Source organism: Cytobacillus sp. NJ13, from assembly GCA_030348385.1.
Classification (GTDB): domain Bacteria; phylum Bacillota; class Bacilli; order Bacillales; family Cytobacillaceae; genus Cytobacillus.
In genome coordinates this window covers 3765959-3781849 of sequence record JAUCFP010000006.1, presented here as the reverse complement: position 1 = coordinate 3781849, position 15891 = coordinate 3765959, and the positions used below count along the sequence as shown (strand labels likewise).

Below are 15891 nucleotides of genomic sequence, written 5' to 3'. Positions count from 1 at the left end.
ACTTTTTGACAAACTGAAAAGGCAGCAAATCACTGTTAATTATGATGCTATTCCTGCCTTTTTTGCATACTTTGAAAACCATTTCACAAACTAGTATGTATGCAGGAAAACAAGCAACAAAAAGATTTTACTCAATAATTGTCAAATTGAAAACATGTATGAAGACCTATATTTATAAAAAATATGGCCATCAAATGCATCATCTAAAGAAAGGTGATGTTCTGCAATATAAGCGGAAGCTGCTGGGACCATAAAAGATAGTCGAGAAAGAAGTTGCTAACGGCTGATCCAATTACAATGGAAAGCAGAACATACAATACACGTGCCTGAAAAACATGATTCGCCCGTAAAAGGGTCTCAAACCGCAATGCCTGAAGCGCCCACCAGGCCAGCGCAATAAACACCAGATGAGACATAATGCTGATAAGTGCCTGCTGCCCAAATCCTGATATCATCTTCTTCCCTCCCTTAAAAGTTTGCCACGTCGCTTACCTGTTTTGTGCGCTACAATACCATTTGACGTTTATACTATCAGGTAAGTTTCATAACTGGATATTTTTTGAAAATTAAGTTTCTTTCTTTTTCGCAGTTTGTAAGTCCATTATATCGAATTGTCGAAAAAACACGAAGTGTAAACAGGGGCAAACAAAAAGAAGGGGAAAATTTCCCCTCCTATTTTTGTCCCCTTTTTGGTACAGCTTTTTAAAATCCACATTTTAAAAAGCGATTTTACTTTATTGAAAGAAATCAGTAAACTGGTTGAAATTGCCCTGCAGGAAGTCAAACGCGATATTCGGTGCCACTCCAAACAGGATGGTTGCTGCTAGGCTGATGCCGATAACAGCTGTTAATGCAGCTGGGATCTTAACCTTTCCTGTATCAGCTGCCGGCCTGAAGAACATCTGCACCATTACGCCGAAGTAATAGAAGTATGAAACGACTGTTGTCGCAATCATAATCGATACCAATACATAATGGCCTTCATTCGGCACTAAGGCACCCATAAAGATATTCAGTTTGCCAATAAACCCGGCTGTTCCCGGAATTCCGGCAAGTGACAGCAGGAAGATGGCCATAGCAATGGCCAGAAACGGCGCGCGTCGGTATAATCCCGCAAATTGGCTGATATCTTCAGAGCCCGATTTATGTGTCACATGCTGGATGATTGCAAACGCACCCAAGTTCATGAATAGGTAGGCTCCCAGGTAGAACCAGAGTGTATCAAACATGAACAGTGACATGCTCGCAATGACGACTAGCAGATAACCAGCCTGAGCGATACTGGAATAGGCAAACAAACGCTTGATATTCCGCTGCCTTAACGCAATCAGGTTCCCAATAATCATCGTGGCTCCGGCCAGGAAGGCAATGTAATCCTGGAGAGCAAGAATCATTGGCAGCCCCTGTGCATCACCGGATGGTGCATTCGCAAAGATTGAGAACAGGATGCGAATAATGATTATGAACCCGGCTGTTTTGGAAACTACACTTAAAAAAGCTGTTACAGGTGTAGGTGCGCCCTGGTACACATCAGGCGCCCACATATGAAACGGTGCTGCTGCCAATTTAAAGGATAGCCCAACCACAATCATAAAGAACGCAAGGCCAAGCAGGTAAATATGCTGCTCGTTATAGACAGATGTCAAAAATCCGGCCATTTCCTTTAAGTTCGTAGTTCCAGTTAAACCGTATACATAACTCATTCCAAACAAAGTGATCGCTGTGGCGATACTGCCATTTATCACATATTTCATGGCAGATTCATTTGAATGCAGATTTCTTTTTCTCATGCCTGCCAGAATATAGGACGAGATGGATAGAAGCTCAAGTCCCACAAACAGGGTAATTAAGTCTCCGCTTGAAGACATGATCATCGCTCCAAGCAATGCGGCCATGAAGAGATAGAAAAATTCCCCCCTGAATTCTTCCAATCCTTCATTTGGCTCATAGCCAATGGCAATCAGCAGTACCATTGCCGATCCGATCAAAAGCAGCAGCTTAAAAGCTTTTGCAAAGGAATCAAGCCTGAACGTATCAAGCAAAATGGATTCCGGTCCATGTCCGATAAGGCCCAGTAAGGAAACAAGCGCTGCCAGAATTCCAGCAAAACCGACCCAGCCGAGAATTTTCCGGCTTTGTGTTTTCGGCATAAATAAATCCATTAGTGAAAGAGCGGTCGCAACACCAAGGATGATGAACTCCGGTGTCATAATGCCCCATTCATAAGATAATAATGTTTCGAGATCCATCCTTCATCACCCTCCTATCCCTAGCATGATCGTTTCAAGTGTAGATGTCAGCGGTTCACTCAGTACACTTGGATAAACACCAATCAGGACAATTAAGCCGACTAAGACCAGGACAGGCACAAACTCAAACTTTTTCATATCCGTTACGCCGGCAAAGTCTCTATGCGCTTTGCCGTATGTGATGCCCAGTACCGCGCGAAGCAGGTAAACAGCTGTCATAATGATTCCGATAGTACCGACTGCAGCAAGAACCGGCATTTCTTTAAACAGGCCAAGGAAGGCCATAAATTCACTTACAAACCCTGACATGCCAGGCAGGCCAAGTGAGGCCATAGCCCCTGCAAGCAGGAAGCCTGCTGTAATCGGCATCCCTTTTGCCAGACCGCCGAGATTTTGAATATTGGAGGTTTGAACGCGTTCATAAAAAACACCGACAAGGAAGAATAAAAGTGCTGCGATTAAGCCGTGAGAAACAACCTGGAAAATCGCCCCCTGGATTCCTGCCTCATTTAATGCGCCTAACCCGATTAAAACGATTCCCATGTGGGAAATAGAGGAGTAGGCAAGCACCATTTTAAAATCGGTCTGAACAAACGCCAGAAAGGCTCCGTACAGTAAATTCACGACTCCGAGGACCGCCAGCCATACAGCAAGGCTTTGGAATTGCTCAGGAAATATTCCCATGCCGAAGCGGATTAAACCGAATGCCCCTATTTTCAAAAGCACCCCGGCGTGCAGCATGACGATTGATGGCGGAGCTTGTACGTGCACCCTTACCATCCAGCTATGCAGCGGGAATATAGGAAGCTTCACACCAAATGCAATTAAAAGCGCAATCAGCATGCCCATTTTCATATTTTCAGAGATTGGCGCAACCAGCTGCGGATTATCCGCGTTCATCGCGGCCATCAAAGCATCGATATTAGCTGTGCCAGTACGGGCAAACAGCACCATAATAACAATCAGCAGAACAGCAGATCCGAGTCCGTTATAGATCAGGAAGCTGTATGCTGCATTTTCCTTTTCAAAGTAACCCCATTTCCCGATCAGGAAGAAGGTCGGAATCAAAGTGATTTCAAAGAAAATAAAGAAAAGAATCATGTTTTCAGCCGCAAATACACCAAGCATGCCGACTTCAAGCAGCAGGAAAAGCATGAAGTAGCCCTTCCATTCTTTTTTAATATGAATAGAAGCAATAGCTGCCAGTGTGGATAGCACAGCTGTGAGCACCACCATGATTAATGAAAATCCATCCAGCCCCAGTTCATAATCAATGGAAAAAAGGTTGCCCAGCTGGCCGGAATCTCCAAACTGAATCCAGCTGACTTTTTCATTCAGCTGTTCCAGGCTTGCACCTGCCCGGTATTGAAAATAGGCTATCAGCGCCAATACCAGTGCCGGAATGGTAGCCAGGAAACCAACAGTCTTGATCAATGATTCCTGTGTTTTCGGCAGGAATGATAATACTAAAATACCAAGCAGCGGGGAGAAAACTAAAATGGATAGAAAATAAGCTAAATTCATTTTAAGTACCCCCCTGTAAACGCATAGATGACTACTAAAATAGCAAGCCCGACAAACGCCACTGTTCCGTAAGTCTGAATCTGGCCATTTTGAAATTTAGAACCAAGTCTTCCGAGGGCAGACGTGATTCCAGTTACGCTCTTTACAAGTCCTTCAACCAGGAACACTTCCAGGAAGCGCAGGAATGAGCTAATGAATTTCGCTCCATTCACCACTGTCAGAGAATAGAATTCATCTATATAGTATTTATTGTACAAAACGCTGTATGAAAGTGGCATCCTGCTTGTAAGCCAGTCACGGGAAAGCGAGCGTTTGCCGTACATTAGCCAGGCAAGGAAAATTCCAAGCAGGGATACAGCAGTGGCGACAATCATTATCCATGCAGGCCCCTCAATATGGCCATGGCCCAGAGCATGGTTATCTTCCACGAGCCAATCACCAAGAAACGTACCAAACCATGGCGTATTCACATACCCAGCCACTACAGCCAGCACCCCTAGGACCACCATCGGCACCGTCATAACACTAGGCGACTCGTGAACATTTTTCATATCGGTTCTTGCTTCACCAGCGAAAACCATAAAGAACAGACGGAACATATAAAATGCCGTAAAGAACGCAGCAATCACCGCTAGCCAGAACAGCACTGTATTTCCATGTGCCCAGGCAGCAATTAAAATCTCATCTTTACTGAAGAATCCTGAAAATAATGGAACCCCGCTGATCGCCAGTGTCCCAATCAGGAATAGAGGGCCAGTCACGCGCAGCTTTTTCCATAATCCGCCCATATGTTCAATATTCTGTGTATGAACCGCGTGGATGACACTTCCGGCTGCAAGAAACAGCAAGGCCTTGAAAAAGGCATGTGTCATTAAATGGAATACACCGGCTACATATCCGGCAGAACCCAGCGCCAGCATCATATAGCCAAGCTGGCTGACGGTTGAATAAGCGAGCACCCGCTTAATATCCTTTTGGACCAGGCCGATGCTTGCCGCAAAAATGGCTGTGAACGCCCCAATTACAGCAACTGTCATCAATGCTGTTTCACTTGCTGCAAACAGCGGGAACAGCGCTGCCACTAAATACACACCAGCCGCTACCATTGTCGCTGCATGGATTAATGCGGAGACCGGCGTCGGTCCTTCCATTGCGTCTGGAAGCCAGGTATGCAGCGGGAACTGGCCCGATTTACCGACAGCCCCTACAAAAATAAGAATGGCTGTTAACGTAATCATTGTGCCCGAAATGGCACCAGCTTCAACAGCTGCAAAAATTTCATCATACTCAAAGCTGCCAGCCTGCCAGAATAATAGAATCATTCCGATCAAAAGGCCGACGTCTCCAATACGGGTCATGATAAATGCTTTTTTAGCCGCTGCCTTTGCTTCCTCTTTGTAAAAATAGAAACCGATCAGCAAGAAGGAACCAAGTCCGACAAGCTCCCAGAAGAAGTACGTCTGAAGCAGATTAGGCGAGATGACAAGGCCCAGCATCGCAAATGTAAATAAACCTAAATAGGCATAGAAAACAGGGAAACGGTCATCACCCTGCATATAGCCTTTCGAATACGTATGTACCAGAAAACTGACAAGTGATACAATCACCAGCATCAGTGCATTTAACTGATTAACTTCAAAACCCGCTGTTAACTGTACATCCCCTATAGTCAGCCAAACGCCTTCTGCTTTATAAGTTGGTGCCGAAAACCGGTCAAATAGCACCAATATTGAATAGACAAGCGATGCCAGGGTAAACAGAATTCCTATATATGCACTCGCTTCTTTTAGCCGTTTGCCGAATAAAATAAGGAACAAAAACGATAAAAGCGGGAAAAGCGGTATGATCCATGCATTCTCCATCATTATCACAATCCCCTTTTTTGAACACACCTCATAGCACAGCGTGTCAGATTGGGACCTTATGAACCAGGTCCATAAAGGCATTGCCAGGTATGGCCGCCTATTCTTTTCTCTAGTATGAGCCAGTCCGGCTGCATTTTTAAAAGTGTCTTTAGTGCTTCATGGCATCCATTTCATCAATGTTAACGCTCTTTTTGTTTCGGTAAAGTGAAATCAGGATTGCTATACCTACTGCCACTTCTGCTGCGGCAACCGCAATGACAAATAGCGTAAAAATCTGTCCCGTAATGGACGGTGTGATGCCAAATTTGCTGAATGCCACAAGATTAATATTTACTGCATTCAGCATCAGTTCGATTGAGATCAGGACAATCACAGTATTGCGCTTAGTCAAGGCACCATACAGACCAATGCAGAAGAGGATTAGTGCCAATGCCAGATAAGCTTGAACGGGAACTGTACTCATTCCTTTTCTGCCTCCTTTTCATCGTCTTTTTTGGCCAGAACAATGGAACCAATCAAAGCGACCAATAATAGGACAGATGTTACTTCAAACGGAATAATGAATTTTGAGTAAAGCTCAATTCCGATTTGCTCTGTATTATTGACATGAAGGTCATTCGGCGCTGACGGCAAATCGAGATTATAAATCCCGATGTAGACTGCGAAAGCAAAACCAAGCACACCCAGGAATAATAACAGCTTACGCCAGCGTCCGGTTTTGGGCTCGCTTGTATCGTTATGGCGTGTCAGCATGATTCCAAACAGCATGATGATGGTAATCGCTCCAGAGTAAATCAAGATCTGGACCGCAGCCAGGAATTCAGCTGAAAGCAGCACGTAAATTCCGGCGATGCTTACAAATGTAAATACAAGAGCGACAACCATATGCACGACTTTGGTAAGGTTCAATAAAAGCACGCCGCCGATGACCGCAACTAAAGCTAGAGACATAAACGCTAAAAACTCACCTGAAAACGTCATGCTTTATTCACCTTCCGTATATTTTCATCATTTTCATCAAGCCATTCAAGATTTTTAAACAGCTCATCACGGCTAAATTCCGCCAGTTCAAAATTATTGGTCATGATAATTGCTTCGGTTGGGCAGACCTCTGTACACAAGTCGCAAAGGATGCAAATTTCGAAGTTGATATCATAGGTATCAATGATTTTCCCCTTCTTGGCAGGGTCCGGATGTTTTTTGCCTGTCAGCTGGATGCAATCCGTTGGACAAATATTTGCACACTGATTGCACACGATGCATTTTTCCGGATAGAACTTTTGAATTCCCCTGAACCGGTCCGGTAGCGGAAGCGGTTCATTCGGATAGTCATAGGTCACCTTTTTGCGTGTCAGGTTTTTTAGGGTATACGATAATCCTTTCGCTAAACCAAGCATGTTTTTTCACCCCTTGTTTAGTAATGCGGAAGGCGCCCGCTTATTAAGGAACGCAGACTAAAACCGCCACGTCCTGTGGCAACGTCTGCATGATCCGCATCCTCTCAAAAGCTGTCGCTTTCGGTCGTGCGATGTTTATGCTGACGAAGGCCTTCCTTGTCCTGCGGGACTCAAGCATAAGACGAGCCGGCTAAAAGGTTGTTTTTTAACCTTTTGGACGGATTGGCTTATGACCTCGAGCCGATAAGCGCCTGGAGCTAGACAGTTCTCGAAGTTTTATCGGCCGGTCCTCAATTAAAATATATTCAGCCATTCTTTCAGCAAAGCTGTTAAGAAAATATTCGCAAGCGCAACCGGCAGCAGAACCTTCCAGCCAAATTCCATGAGCTGGTCTGCACGAAGGCGCGGGAATGTCACACGGAACCAAACCAAGATAAAGATTACAGCCGTAAACTTAAGCGCAAACCAAACGGCACCCGGAATGAATTCCAGGAACGGAAGCGGCAGCCATCCGCCAAGGAATAAGACGGTTGTCAATGAAGCCATTGCAAAGAAATATACATATTCCGCAAGCATGAAGAACGCCCAGCGGAAGCCGGAATATTCAACATGAAAACCTGCGACAAGCTCTGATTCTGCTTCAGGCAAGTCAAACGGAACACGGTTCAGCTCCGCTGTCGAAGCAATCAGGAATACAATGAAAGCAATTGGCTGCCAAATGATGAACCAGCCATTTTTTTGCGCTTCTACGATCTCATTGAGGTTTAAGCTGCCTGTTAAAAGGATAATGCCTAATACAGACATAACGAGCGGAATCTCATAAGAAATCATCTGGGCCGCGGCACGCATTCCGCCAAGCAGAGCATATTTATTATTGGAAGCCCATGCTCCTGTGACAATACCGACAGTTGTCAGCCCGGAAATGGCAATGTAATACAGCAGCCCAACTCCAATATCAGCAAACTGAAGTTTATCTGTAAAAGGAATCGTCGCCAGCACCATAAATGCCGGTGCAAACGCAATGACCGGTGCGAGTATGAACAATGGCCTGTCTGCTAGCTTAGGAATGGTGTCTTCTTTTAATAAAAGCTTTAATACGTCAGCAACGGTCTGCAGCAGCCCCCAGCGTCCGCCGACCTGATTCGGGCCATGGCGCAGCTGCATAAATCCCATGACTTTACGTTCTGCCAGAATGGCGTAAGTAACAAATCCCAAAACGACTAATAGCAAAACGGTGGCAAGCAAGAAGAAAATACCGAAATTCAGCAAACCTGCTTCGGAATAGAGAAGTTCTTCTACCATTAACCGTCCACCTCCCCAAGGACAATATCAATTGCCCCTAAAATAGCAATCAAGTTCGCAATGTTTTCGCCTTCAAGCAATTTAGGGAGAATTTGAAGATTATAGAATGATGGTCTCCGGAATTTTAACCGGTATGGTTCCTTCTTTCCATCACTCGCGATATAGCAGCCGATTTCTCCCCGCGGAGACTCGATTCTAACAAACGCTTCTCCTTTAGGTGCTTTAATGATTTTTGGCACTTTTGCCAGAATATCGCCTTCTGAAGGGAATTGTTCAACAGCCTGTTCAAGGATCTTTAATGATTCTTCAATTTCCTGCATGCGCACATGATACCTGGCCCAAGCATCCCCTCCGTCCTGAACGGCAACATCGAAATCGAAGCGGTCATAGATGGAGTATGGCTCATCTTTGCGGAGGTCCCATTTCACACCTGTGCAGCGGAGATTTGCACCGCTCAGCGAGTAGTTTAAAGCATCCTCTTTCGTATACTTTCCTACCCCTTTGACACGGTTCATGAAAATTTCATTTCCTGTTACAAGCTGATGATAGCCTTTCAGCTGTTCGCGCATATAGGGAATAAACTCTCTTACTTTATCAATCCAGCCTTCAGGAGCATCCCATTTTACACCGCCGACACGCATATAGTTAAACGTTAAGCGGCCCCCGGATATTTCATTCAGCATATTGATAATCATTTCACGTTCTCTGAATGCATAAAGGAATGGACTTGTCGCTCCAATATCCAGCAAATAGGTACCCCACCATACGAGATGGCTGGCAATTCGGCCAAGTTCCATGGTAATTACCCGCAGATATTCGGCCCGTTCCGGAATTTTAAGGTCCATCATCGTTTCAACGGCATGGACAAGGATATAATTATTCGTCATAGCGGCAAGATAGTCCATTCGGTCTGTATAAGGAATAATTTGTGTATACTGCAGGTTTTCAGCCAATTTCTCCGTTCCGCGGTGCAAATAGCCGATGACCGGTTTCGCCTCTTTGATGATCTCACCGTCAATTTTCAGAACAAGGCGGAAAACACCGTGCGTACTTGGATGCTGAGGTCCAACATTCAATAGCATTTCTTCGGTTCGCAGCATTGGTTACACCTCCACATCGTACGGTTCATAGTCTTTGCGCAGCGGATGCCCGATCCAGTCTTCCCCAAGCATTATTCGATATAAGTTAGGGTGTCCCTTGAACTGGATGCCCAGCAAATCATACGTTTCACATTCCGGCCAATCCGCTCCTGCCCATAACGGCTGCAGAGAATCGATTTCGGGCTTATCGCGGTCAACTTTAACCTTAAGTGCAACAGATTGACGCTTTTTGTATGAGTATAAGTGAGCATACACTTCCATATGGGTCTCAAAATCAGTGCCATGAAGCTCTGATAGGTAATCAAAGCCAAGTTGTTCATTATATTTCAGGAATTCTGCCAATTTAAAATATGATTCAGCCTTGGCAACCAAAGTCGGCACATCCTTGGAAAGATCATTAATATAGTACTCTTCAAGAACGTCAGCACCAAGGTTTTCTTCAATTACCTTCACATATTTATCAAGATAAGGCTGATTAACTGATGGAGCTTTTTCTGCAGCTGGTTCGGTGTCAGCCTTGCTTCCGGCTGCTTTAGCCTTTGCGGCGGCTGCAGCTGCGGCCTTTGCTTTCGCTGCCGCGATTGCCTTGGCCTTTTCATCATCAGCTGATCCGCCAGCTTTTCCTGCAGCAGCTAATTTTGCTTTTGCGGCAGCGGCTGCTTTAGCCTTTGCGGCTGCAATCGCTTTTGCTTTTTCGTCATCCCCGCCAGCTTGTTTTGCTTGAGCAGCGGCTTTCGCCTTCGCGGCTGCTGCGGCCTTTGCTTTTGCGGCGGCGGCTGCTTTTTGCTTGGCAATGTCTATATCTTCCACAGGTGATTCTTCCTTTGCTTCACCCTGTTCTTTCGCTTTCATCTTTGCTAGAGCAGCGGCCTTCGCTTTCGCAGCTGCGGCGGCTTTTTGCTTTGCCAGATCCATTTCTTCTGCAGGTGATTCTTCCTTCGCTTCACCCTGCTCTTTCGCTTTCATCTTTGCTAGAGCAGCGGCCTTCGCTTTCGCAGCTGCGGCGGCTTTTTGCTTTGCCAGATCCATTTCTTCTGCAGGTGATTCTTCCTTTGCTTCACCCTGCTCTTTCGCTTTCATCTTTGCTAGGGCAGCGGCCTTTGCCTTCGCGGCTGCGGCGGCTTTTTGCTTTGCCAGATCCATTTCTTCTGCAGGTGATTCTTCCTTTGCTTCACCCTGCTCTTTCGCTTTCATCTTTGCTAGGGCAGCGGCCTTTGCCTTCGCGGCTGCGGCGGCTTTTTGCTTTGCCAGATCCATGTCTTCTGCAGGTGATTCTTCCTTCGCTTCACCCTGCTCTTTCGCTTTCATCTTTGCTAGAGCAGCGGCCTTCGCTTTAGCTGCTGCTTCTTTTTTCAGCTGTTCAAGATCTTTTTCTCCGCTCATAGGTTAGATCACCTTCTTCCCGGTCTTAGCCTCATAACGGATTTTTTCTTTTAGCTTATTTATTCCATAAATCAATGCTGCCGGGTTCGGCGGGCATCCTGGTATGTATACATCAACAGGGACAATCTGGTCGACCCCTTTTACAACTGAGTAAGATTTAACATATGGCCCGCCCGCAGTTGCACAGGAGCCCATTGCAATCACCCATTTTGGTTCAGGCATCTGATCATACAGACGGCGGACAATTGGCGCCATTTTCTTTGTCACTGTACCTGATACAATCATGACATCAGACTGACGGGGAGATGTACGGAAAAAAGATCCGAAACGATCCAAATCATAGTGTGATGAACCTACACCCATCATTTCAATGGCACAACAAGCAAGCCCGAAGGTCATTGGCCACAATGAATTACTTCGCGCCCACGCTTTAATCTGTTCCAAAGTTGCCATAAACACATTACGCTGCAGTTCTTCCATTTCTTCTGGTGTAATATTATCCAACTTTAAATCCATTTCAGCACCTTCTTTTTCCATGCATAAACAAGTCCAATTACTAGCATAAATACAAAAATCAGCATCTCAATCAATGCAAAAATCCCAAGTTTCTCATAGGCCACAGCCCACGGATACAAAAATACCGTCTCTACATCAAAAATGACAAACATCAGGGCAAAAATATAATAGCGGACATTGAACTGCACCCTCGAATCATGGAATGGCTCAATCCCGCTCTCATATGTGGTATACTTCGTATCATATGGCTTATAAGGCCGCAAAAGCTTGCCCAAAAACAAAGCCACCACAGGCAGTAAAACTCCCAGGCACAAAAACACAAAAACTATCAAATAGTTATTCTGATATAAATTCCAAAGCTCCATGCCCATCCCCTCCAATGCTGAAAATTTTCACAACATTTAAACATGTAACCGTAACCATTATACACCCTACTCCCCCATGTGTCGACACAACCTCAGACTATTATTGGAAATTCTCACTATGCGCCAAATCGGAGCGCCGAGAGAGAATTTCCATACGCAGTTTTAAGCCTGTGACTCACCTTCCTTAGATTATATGAGCTTGCCTCCAGTCAATATCCATTAAATTCTTCTTTATATTCATCTACCATTAAAAATTAAACTTACTGCTTTGTCAGTGAGATATCTAACACCTTAGGAGATTTTTCATTAACAGCTCACTTATATATCTTTTTATCTCTAAAGAAAATGCAGCTCCTTATCCTGTAACTTCTTATATATATGCTGTTTTTTAAAATAAAACCTTGTTCTTCAAGTTTTCGGTCAGTTTTCACCGTTTATCGGTCAGAATTGTATTTTATCGGCTAGTTCTGCTCTTTTATCAGTCACTTTTCCAATTTATCGGTCAGTTCCCGTTCTACCAATATTACTGTATTTGCATATTGGAATATAAAACATATACAAAAGTTTCTATTTAAACCATCTTAAGGATTAAATATATCAAATATGACCATTTCTAATGCTTTTTGTTCATCTATTATGAACATTATTATGTTTTGCCATTACTTCGTTAATTTCCTGAAATGTGCGTAATTGAATTATAACTCCCCTGTTCTTTTTCTCAGAATTTTCTGTGCTAGCATAGAAATTGTCAACCAAGCTATTAGGAGGTTTAATATGAAAAAGTATTTTTATTATCTGCTCGCAGCTATAACCATCTGGAGTACTGCAGGTGTGAGCGCATATGCAGAAGAAGTAACGGTAAACAAAGGGGATACCCTGTGGTCCATAGCACAAAAACATGAAGTGTCCGTTCAGGATATTAAAAACTGGAATGGTCTAACTGGTGATTTGATTCATCCGAATGATAAACTCGATGTTTCACCTGAAGAAATATACATAGTAAAATCCGGTGATACGCTATGGAATATTGCCAAAACATACGGTATTAATGTACATAACCTTAAAAAATGGAATCAGCTGAACTCAGACCTTATTAAACCTGGTTTAGAGCTTATCATCTATAAAAATGGCTCAGCGAAGGAAACAAAACCTAAAACAGTAGTAAAAGCTGCTAACACAGAACAGCCTGCAGCTGAAGCGGGCAAAAGCCTTACTGTCACTGCAACTGCCTATACAGCCAGCTGCGAAGGATGCATCGGCATTACAAAAACAGGAGTAAATCTTATCGATAACCCGGATGCAAAAGTAATTGCGGTGGATCCGGACGTAATTCCTTTGGGTTCTAAAGTATTTGTAGAAGGATACGGCTATGCTACTGCCGAGGATATTGGCGGAGGAATTAAAGGAAATGAAATTGATGTGTTTATTCCTGCCGCACCAGATGCCATGCAATGGGGAAGAAAAGAGGTAAAAGTTACGATTCTGAATTAAATACTATTAACGAAGAGGTCTCTCACACAGGGACCTCTTAATTGCGCTATTCATTATAATGGCTACTTTTTAACCAAGTATGTTTCAGACACCCGGCAAAATGCTTTTAAAAGATTTTGCATACAATTAATCCGGATCGCTTCGTCAAATAGAAAGACCTTGAATATTTCCGCTTCAAGCATGATGAATATTTTCATGGTTGCATCATCTTTACTGCTTATATGATTATTTGTAAAATAGCTGATTAACTCTCTTTCATAATATTCTATCGTTCCAAATAATACAGTCGACAAGGATATCACCCCCTGGTATTCTCAAACCTTGTCTTTTATAAAAAAAAAAATATATAATTTTGATTGTCGATAGTTCTTTGCACATGTTGTTAATATATGACTCTATTCTGCGGTTTTCAACAAAATCTGACACTTTTAACAGAATAGTTAAATTAGATAAAAAGGCCATTCGTTTTTAATATAAATGAAACATGGCTGTTTCCTTTGAAATTATATTTTGTGATAAAGTTATCCCAAGAGCTTAAATTAGGAGAAATACATATGACTAAAAACAACTGCCCAGTTATTCAAAAATTCGATGAGCTCGTTAAAAAAAGCAATGAGCTTAAAAAAGAACTCGACGTCACTCCCTTTGAAGATAAACAAAAATTCATGAGCCTTCTCAAAAAGCTCATAACCGTGCATAAGAATTTGGATCAGTTAACCCTATATGACCAGACAAAATATTGAAATACTACCAGGACAGGCCTACGCCTGTCCTTTCTTCATGTATCAATCAAGGATTGCAGCTATCAACCACTCACCCACCAACATATCAACCATCCATAAATAACTCCTAAAAAATTACCCGTTACCTAAAAACAGGCTGCCCTTCTTCATGAAGGCAGCCTGTTTTTATTATTAGCGTCTTCTGCGGTTTCTCAGGAATGCCGGCGTGTCAAGTGACTCTTCTTGCCGGTCGGCCTGCACCCGATAATCATCCTGAACCTGTTCCCGATGTTCTCTAACCGGACGTCGGTTGGTTGGTTCTTCTGCATACTGATATGTATGAACATATTCTTGTTCGACAGGAGGCTTAGAACTTGGTTTAACCCTTGGTTCTTCTTGGTTATTGAAGCCAGTCGCTATTACTGTTACGATCATTTCCTCTTTCAGAGAATTATTAATGACCGAGCCAAAAATCATATTCACTTCTTCATCCGAAGCAGAAGCTACGATATCTGCAGCTTCTTGGACTTCATATAAGCTGATATTTGCTCCGCCTGTAATATTCATTATAACGCCGCGGGCTCCATTAATGGACGTTTCTAATAATGGACTTGATATTGCTTTTCGCGCTGCTTCAGCCGCGCGGTCCTCTCCAGTGGCAATTCCAATCCCCATCAACGCTGTTCCTTTATGGGACATAACTGTTTTAACATCGGCAAAATCGAGGTTGATTAAACCAGGAACGGCAATCAAGTCAGAAATACCTTGAACACCCTGGCGGAGGACATTATCCGCTTCCATAAACGCTTCAAGCATAGGTGTTTTCTTATCAATAATCTCTAATAAGCGATCATTCGGAATAATAATTAGCGTATCGACTGCTTTTTTCATGGCCTCAATGCCTGCATCTGCATTGGCTGCACGCTTGCGGCCCTCAAACTTGAAGGGGCGGGTTACCACACCAATTGTCAGCGCGCCCACCTCACGGGCAATGCGTGCAATGGCAGGAGCAGCACCAGTTCCAGTCCCGCCGCCCATTCCGGCAGTAACGAATACCATATCAGCACCCTTCAATACTTCACGAAGCTGGCTTTCACTTTCTTCCGCCGCCTTCCTGCCTACATCAGGATTAGCCCCTGCTCCCAGGCCCCTTGTTAAGGTAGCACCGATTTGCATGGTTACTTCTGCCTTTGATTGATTTAGAGCTTGTCCGTCTGTATTAACAGCAATAAACTCTACACCCTCAACTCCATGTTCAATCATCCTGTTTACAGCGTTGTTTCCCCCGCCGCCGACTCCGATGACTTTGATCGTAGCATATTGGTCTATATTTGTATCAAACTCCAGCATTGCGGCTCCTCCTTTAATTCAAATAGACTTGCATAATTGCTTTAAAAAAGAGAGTAACCCTTTAAAGGTTTACTCTCTTCTATTGTAAAGGCCTATATGAAAGAATTCGAGTGATTTATCTATTTTTTGGGGCAATTTTCTTAAAATTCAGGTGGTAAATATTACTATAAAGAAACACCCCCAGCTACGCCAGGGGTGTTGATGTTTTATTAGAACTTTCTTTCCGAAACTTCGATACGATTGATTGCACGCTGCAGTGCAAGTTCTGCACGGCGGAAATCAATGTTTTCACGCTTCTGCTCATTCAGGCGCTGTTCAGCACGCTGCTTCGCACGAACGGCACGCTCTACATCAATTTCATCTGCTTGCTCAGCAGATTGCGCTAAAATCGTTACCTGCTCCGGACGAACTTCCAGGAATCCGCCGCTTACTGCGACGAAATCAGTTTTTCCGCCGTTTTTTAAACGAACGGCTCCAATTTGTAACGGTGCAACCATTGGAATGTGTCCAGGTAAAATTCCAAGCTCACCGCTTTGAGCTTTTGTGCTTACCATTTCCACATCTGATTCATACACCGGGCCATCGGGAGTAACAACACTGACTTTAATCGTCTTCATTTTTTACCCT

General features: G+C 43.8%; 17 protein-coding genes. 2 read left to right on the top strand and 15 right to left on the bottom strand.

Annotation, left to right across the window (positions count from 1 at the left end; translation table 11 throughout):
- Positions 1-203: 203 nt before the first annotated feature.
- The 12 genes from QUF73_18930 to QUF73_18875 form a co-directional block, all read right to left on the bottom strand.
- Positions 204-455, bottom strand: coding sequence for a DUF1146 family protein (locus QUF73_18930; protein MDM5228201.1), 252 nt, complete (start codon positions 453-455; stop codon positions 204-206).
- A 279-nt stretch (positions 456-734) separates the two neighbouring features.
- On the bottom strand, positions 735-2249 hold the full coding sequence (gene nuoN, locus QUF73_18925; GenBank protein MDM5228200.1) for an NADH-quinone oxidoreductase subunit NuoN: 1515 nt from the start codon (positions 2247-2249) through the stop codon (positions 735-737).
- 6 nt (positions 2250-2255) lie between these two features.
- Positions 2256-3773 (bottom strand): NADH-quinone oxidoreductase subunit M, encoded by a 1518-nt coding sequence (locus QUF73_18920; protein ID MDM5228199.1) that lies wholly within the window; start codon positions 3771-3773, stop codon positions 2256-2258.
- The gene (gene nuoL, locus QUF73_18915) at positions 3770-5638 is read right to left on the bottom strand and encodes an NADH-quinone oxidoreductase subunit L (GenBank protein ID MDM5228198.1); all 1869 of its coding nucleotides are present in this window, start codon (positions 5636-5638) and stop codon (positions 3770-3772) included. Before nuoL ends, QUF73_18920 begins: the two co-directional genes overlap by 4 nt.
- A 148-nt stretch (positions 5639-5786) precedes the next feature.
- Positions 5787-6101 (bottom strand): NADH-quinone oxidoreductase subunit NuoK, encoded by a 315-nt coding sequence (gene nuoK / locus QUF73_18910; protein ID MDM5228197.1) that lies wholly within the window; start codon positions 6099-6101, stop codon positions 5787-5789.
- On the bottom strand, positions 6098-6619 hold the full coding sequence (locus QUF73_18905) for an NADH-quinone oxidoreductase subunit J (GenBank protein ID MDM5228196.1): 522 nt from the start codon (positions 6617-6619) through the stop codon (positions 6098-6100). Before QUF73_18905 ends, nuoK begins: the two co-directional genes overlap by 4 nt.
- Complete coding sequence (gene nuoI, locus QUF73_18900) at positions 6616-7035, bottom strand: NADH-quinone oxidoreductase subunit NuoI (GenBank protein ID MDM5228195.1); 420 nt, start codon at positions 7033-7035, stop codon at positions 6616-6618. Before nuoI ends, QUF73_18905 begins: the two co-directional genes overlap by 4 nt.
- Before the next feature lie 294 nt (positions 7036-7329).
- On the bottom strand, positions 7330-8337 hold the full coding sequence (nuoH, locus tag QUF73_18895) for an NADH-quinone oxidoreductase subunit NuoH (GenBank protein MDM5228194.1): 1008 nt from the start codon (positions 8335-8337) through the stop codon (positions 7330-7332).
- The gene (locus QUF73_18890) at positions 8337-9437 is read right to left on the bottom strand and encodes an NADH-quinone oxidoreductase subunit D (protein MDM5228193.1); all 1101 of its coding nucleotides are present in this window, start codon (positions 9435-9437) and stop codon (positions 8337-8339) included. The genes nuoH and QUF73_18890 overlap by 1 nt, the downstream gene beginning before the upstream one ends.
- Before the next feature lie 3 nt (positions 9438-9440).
- Complete coding sequence (locus QUF73_18885) at positions 9441-10820, bottom strand: NADH-quinone oxidoreductase subunit C (protein ID MDM5228192.1); 1380 nt, start codon at positions 10818-10820, stop codon at positions 9441-9443.
- Positions 10821-10823: 3 nt separating this feature from the next.
- On the bottom strand, positions 10824-11336 hold the full coding sequence (locus tag QUF73_18880; protein MDM5228191.1) for an NADH-quinone oxidoreductase subunit B family protein: 513 nt from the start codon (positions 11334-11336) through the stop codon (positions 10824-10826).
- The gene (locus QUF73_18875) at positions 11327-11701 is read right to left on the bottom strand and encodes an NADH-quinone oxidoreductase subunit A (GenBank protein MDM5228190.1); all 375 of its coding nucleotides are present in this window, start codon (positions 11699-11701) and stop codon (positions 11327-11329) included. Before QUF73_18875 ends, QUF73_18880 begins: the two co-directional genes overlap by 10 nt.
- A gap of 774 nt (positions 11702-12475) precedes the next feature.
- On the opposite strand from QUF73_18875, the gene QUF73_18870 reads away from it, so the two are divergent.
- The gene (locus QUF73_18870) at positions 12476-13192 is read left to right on the top strand and encodes a LysM peptidoglycan-binding domain-containing protein (GenBank protein ID MDM5228189.1); all 717 of its coding nucleotides are present in this window, start codon (positions 12476-12478) and stop codon (positions 13190-13192) included.
- A 62-nt stretch (positions 13193-13254) separates the two neighbouring features.
- Here QUF73_18870 and QUF73_18865 read toward each other — a convergent pair whose 3' ends face one another.
- Complete coding sequence (locus tag QUF73_18865) at positions 13255-13485, bottom strand: hypothetical protein (protein ID MDM5228188.1); 231 nt, start codon at positions 13483-13485, stop codon at positions 13255-13257.
- A gap of 261 nt (positions 13486-13746) precedes the next feature.
- On the opposite strand from QUF73_18865, the gene QUF73_18860 reads away from it, so the two are divergent.
- On the top strand, positions 13747-13935 hold the full coding sequence (locus QUF73_18860; protein ID MDM5228187.1) for a hypothetical protein: 189 nt from the start codon (positions 13747-13749) through the stop codon (positions 13933-13935).
- 171 nt (positions 13936-14106) lie between these two features.
- Here the strand turns inward: QUF73_18860 and ftsZ are convergent, their stop codons facing one another.
- Positions 14107-15264 carry a cell division protein FtsZ gene (ftsZ, locus tag QUF73_18855; protein MDM5228186.1) on the bottom strand — a complete coding sequence of 386 codons (1158 nt, stop codon included), beginning with the start codon at positions 15262-15264 and terminating at the stop codon, positions 14107-14109.
- Positions 15265-15473: 209 nt separating this feature from the next.
- Entirely contained in the window at positions 15474-15881 is a 408-nt protein-coding gene (locus tag QUF73_18850; GenBank protein MDM5228185.1) for a F0F1 ATP synthase subunit epsilon, read from the bottom strand.
- Positions 15882-15891: the final 10 nt, after the last annotated feature.

What these genes read in the sequence shown, in the direction of transcription:
- nuoH (MDM5228194.1), bottom strand. Translation starts at nt 8,337, where the DNA reads ATGGTAGAAGAACTTCTCTATTCCGAAGCAGGTTTGCTGAATTTCGGT.
- QUF73_18905 (MDM5228196.1), bottom strand. Translation starts at nt 6,619, where the DNA reads ATGACGTTTTCAGGTGAGTTTTTAGCGTTTATGTCTCTAGCTTTAGTT.
- QUF73_18860 (MDM5228187.1), top strand. Translation starts at nt 13,747, where the DNA reads ATGACTAAAAACAACTGCCCAGTTATTCAAAAATTCGATGAGCTCGTT.
- QUF73_18930 (MDM5228201.1), bottom strand. Translation starts at nt 455, where the DNA reads ATGATATCAGGATTTGGGCAGCAGGCACTTATCAGCATTATGTCTCAT.
- QUF73_18890 (MDM5228193.1), bottom strand. Translation starts at nt 9,437, where the DNA reads ATGCTGCGAACCGAAGAAATGCTATTGAATGTTGGACCTCAGCATCCA.
- QUF73_18880 (MDM5228191.1), bottom strand. Translation starts at nt 11,336, where the DNA reads ATGGATTTAAAGTTGGATAATATTACACCAGAAGAAATGGAAGAACTG.
- QUF73_18920 (MDM5228199.1), bottom strand. Translation starts at nt 3,773, where the DNA reads ATGAATTTAGCTTATTTTCTATCCATTTTAGTTTTCTCCCCGCTGCTT.
- nuoL (MDM5228198.1), bottom strand. Translation starts at nt 5,638, where the DNA reads ATGATGGAGAATGCATGGATCATACCGCTTTTCCCGCTTTTATCGTTT.
- QUF73_18885 (MDM5228192.1), bottom strand. Translation starts at nt 10,820, where the DNA reads ATGAGCGGAGAAAAAGATCTTGAACAGCTGAAAAAAGAAGCAGCAGCT.
- nuoN (MDM5228200.1), bottom strand. Translation starts at nt 2,249, where the DNA reads ATGGATCTCGAAACATTATTATCTTATGAATGGGGCATTATGACACCG.
- QUF73_18870 (MDM5228189.1), top strand. Translation starts at nt 12,476, where the DNA reads ATGAAAAAGTATTTTTATTATCTGCTCGCAGCTATAACCATCTGGAGT.
- QUF73_18850 (MDM5228185.1), bottom strand. Translation starts at nt 15,881, where the DNA reads ATGAAGACGATTAAAGTCAGTGTTGTTACTCCCGATGGCCCGGTGTAT.
- QUF73_18875 (MDM5228190.1), bottom strand. Translation starts at nt 11,701, where the DNA reads ATGGAGCTTTGGAATTTATATCAGAATAACTATTTGATAGTTTTTGTG.
- nuoI (MDM5228195.1), bottom strand. Translation starts at nt 7,035, where the DNA reads ATGCTTGGTTTAGCGAAAGGATTATCGTATACCCTAAAAAACCTGACA.
- nuoK (MDM5228197.1), bottom strand. Translation starts at nt 6,101, where the DNA reads ATGAGTACAGTTCCCGTTCAAGCTTATCTGGCATTGGCACTAATCCTC.
- ftsZ (MDM5228186.1), bottom strand. Translation starts at nt 15,264, where the DNA reads ATGCTGGAGTTTGATACAAATATAGACCAATATGCTACGATCAAAGTC.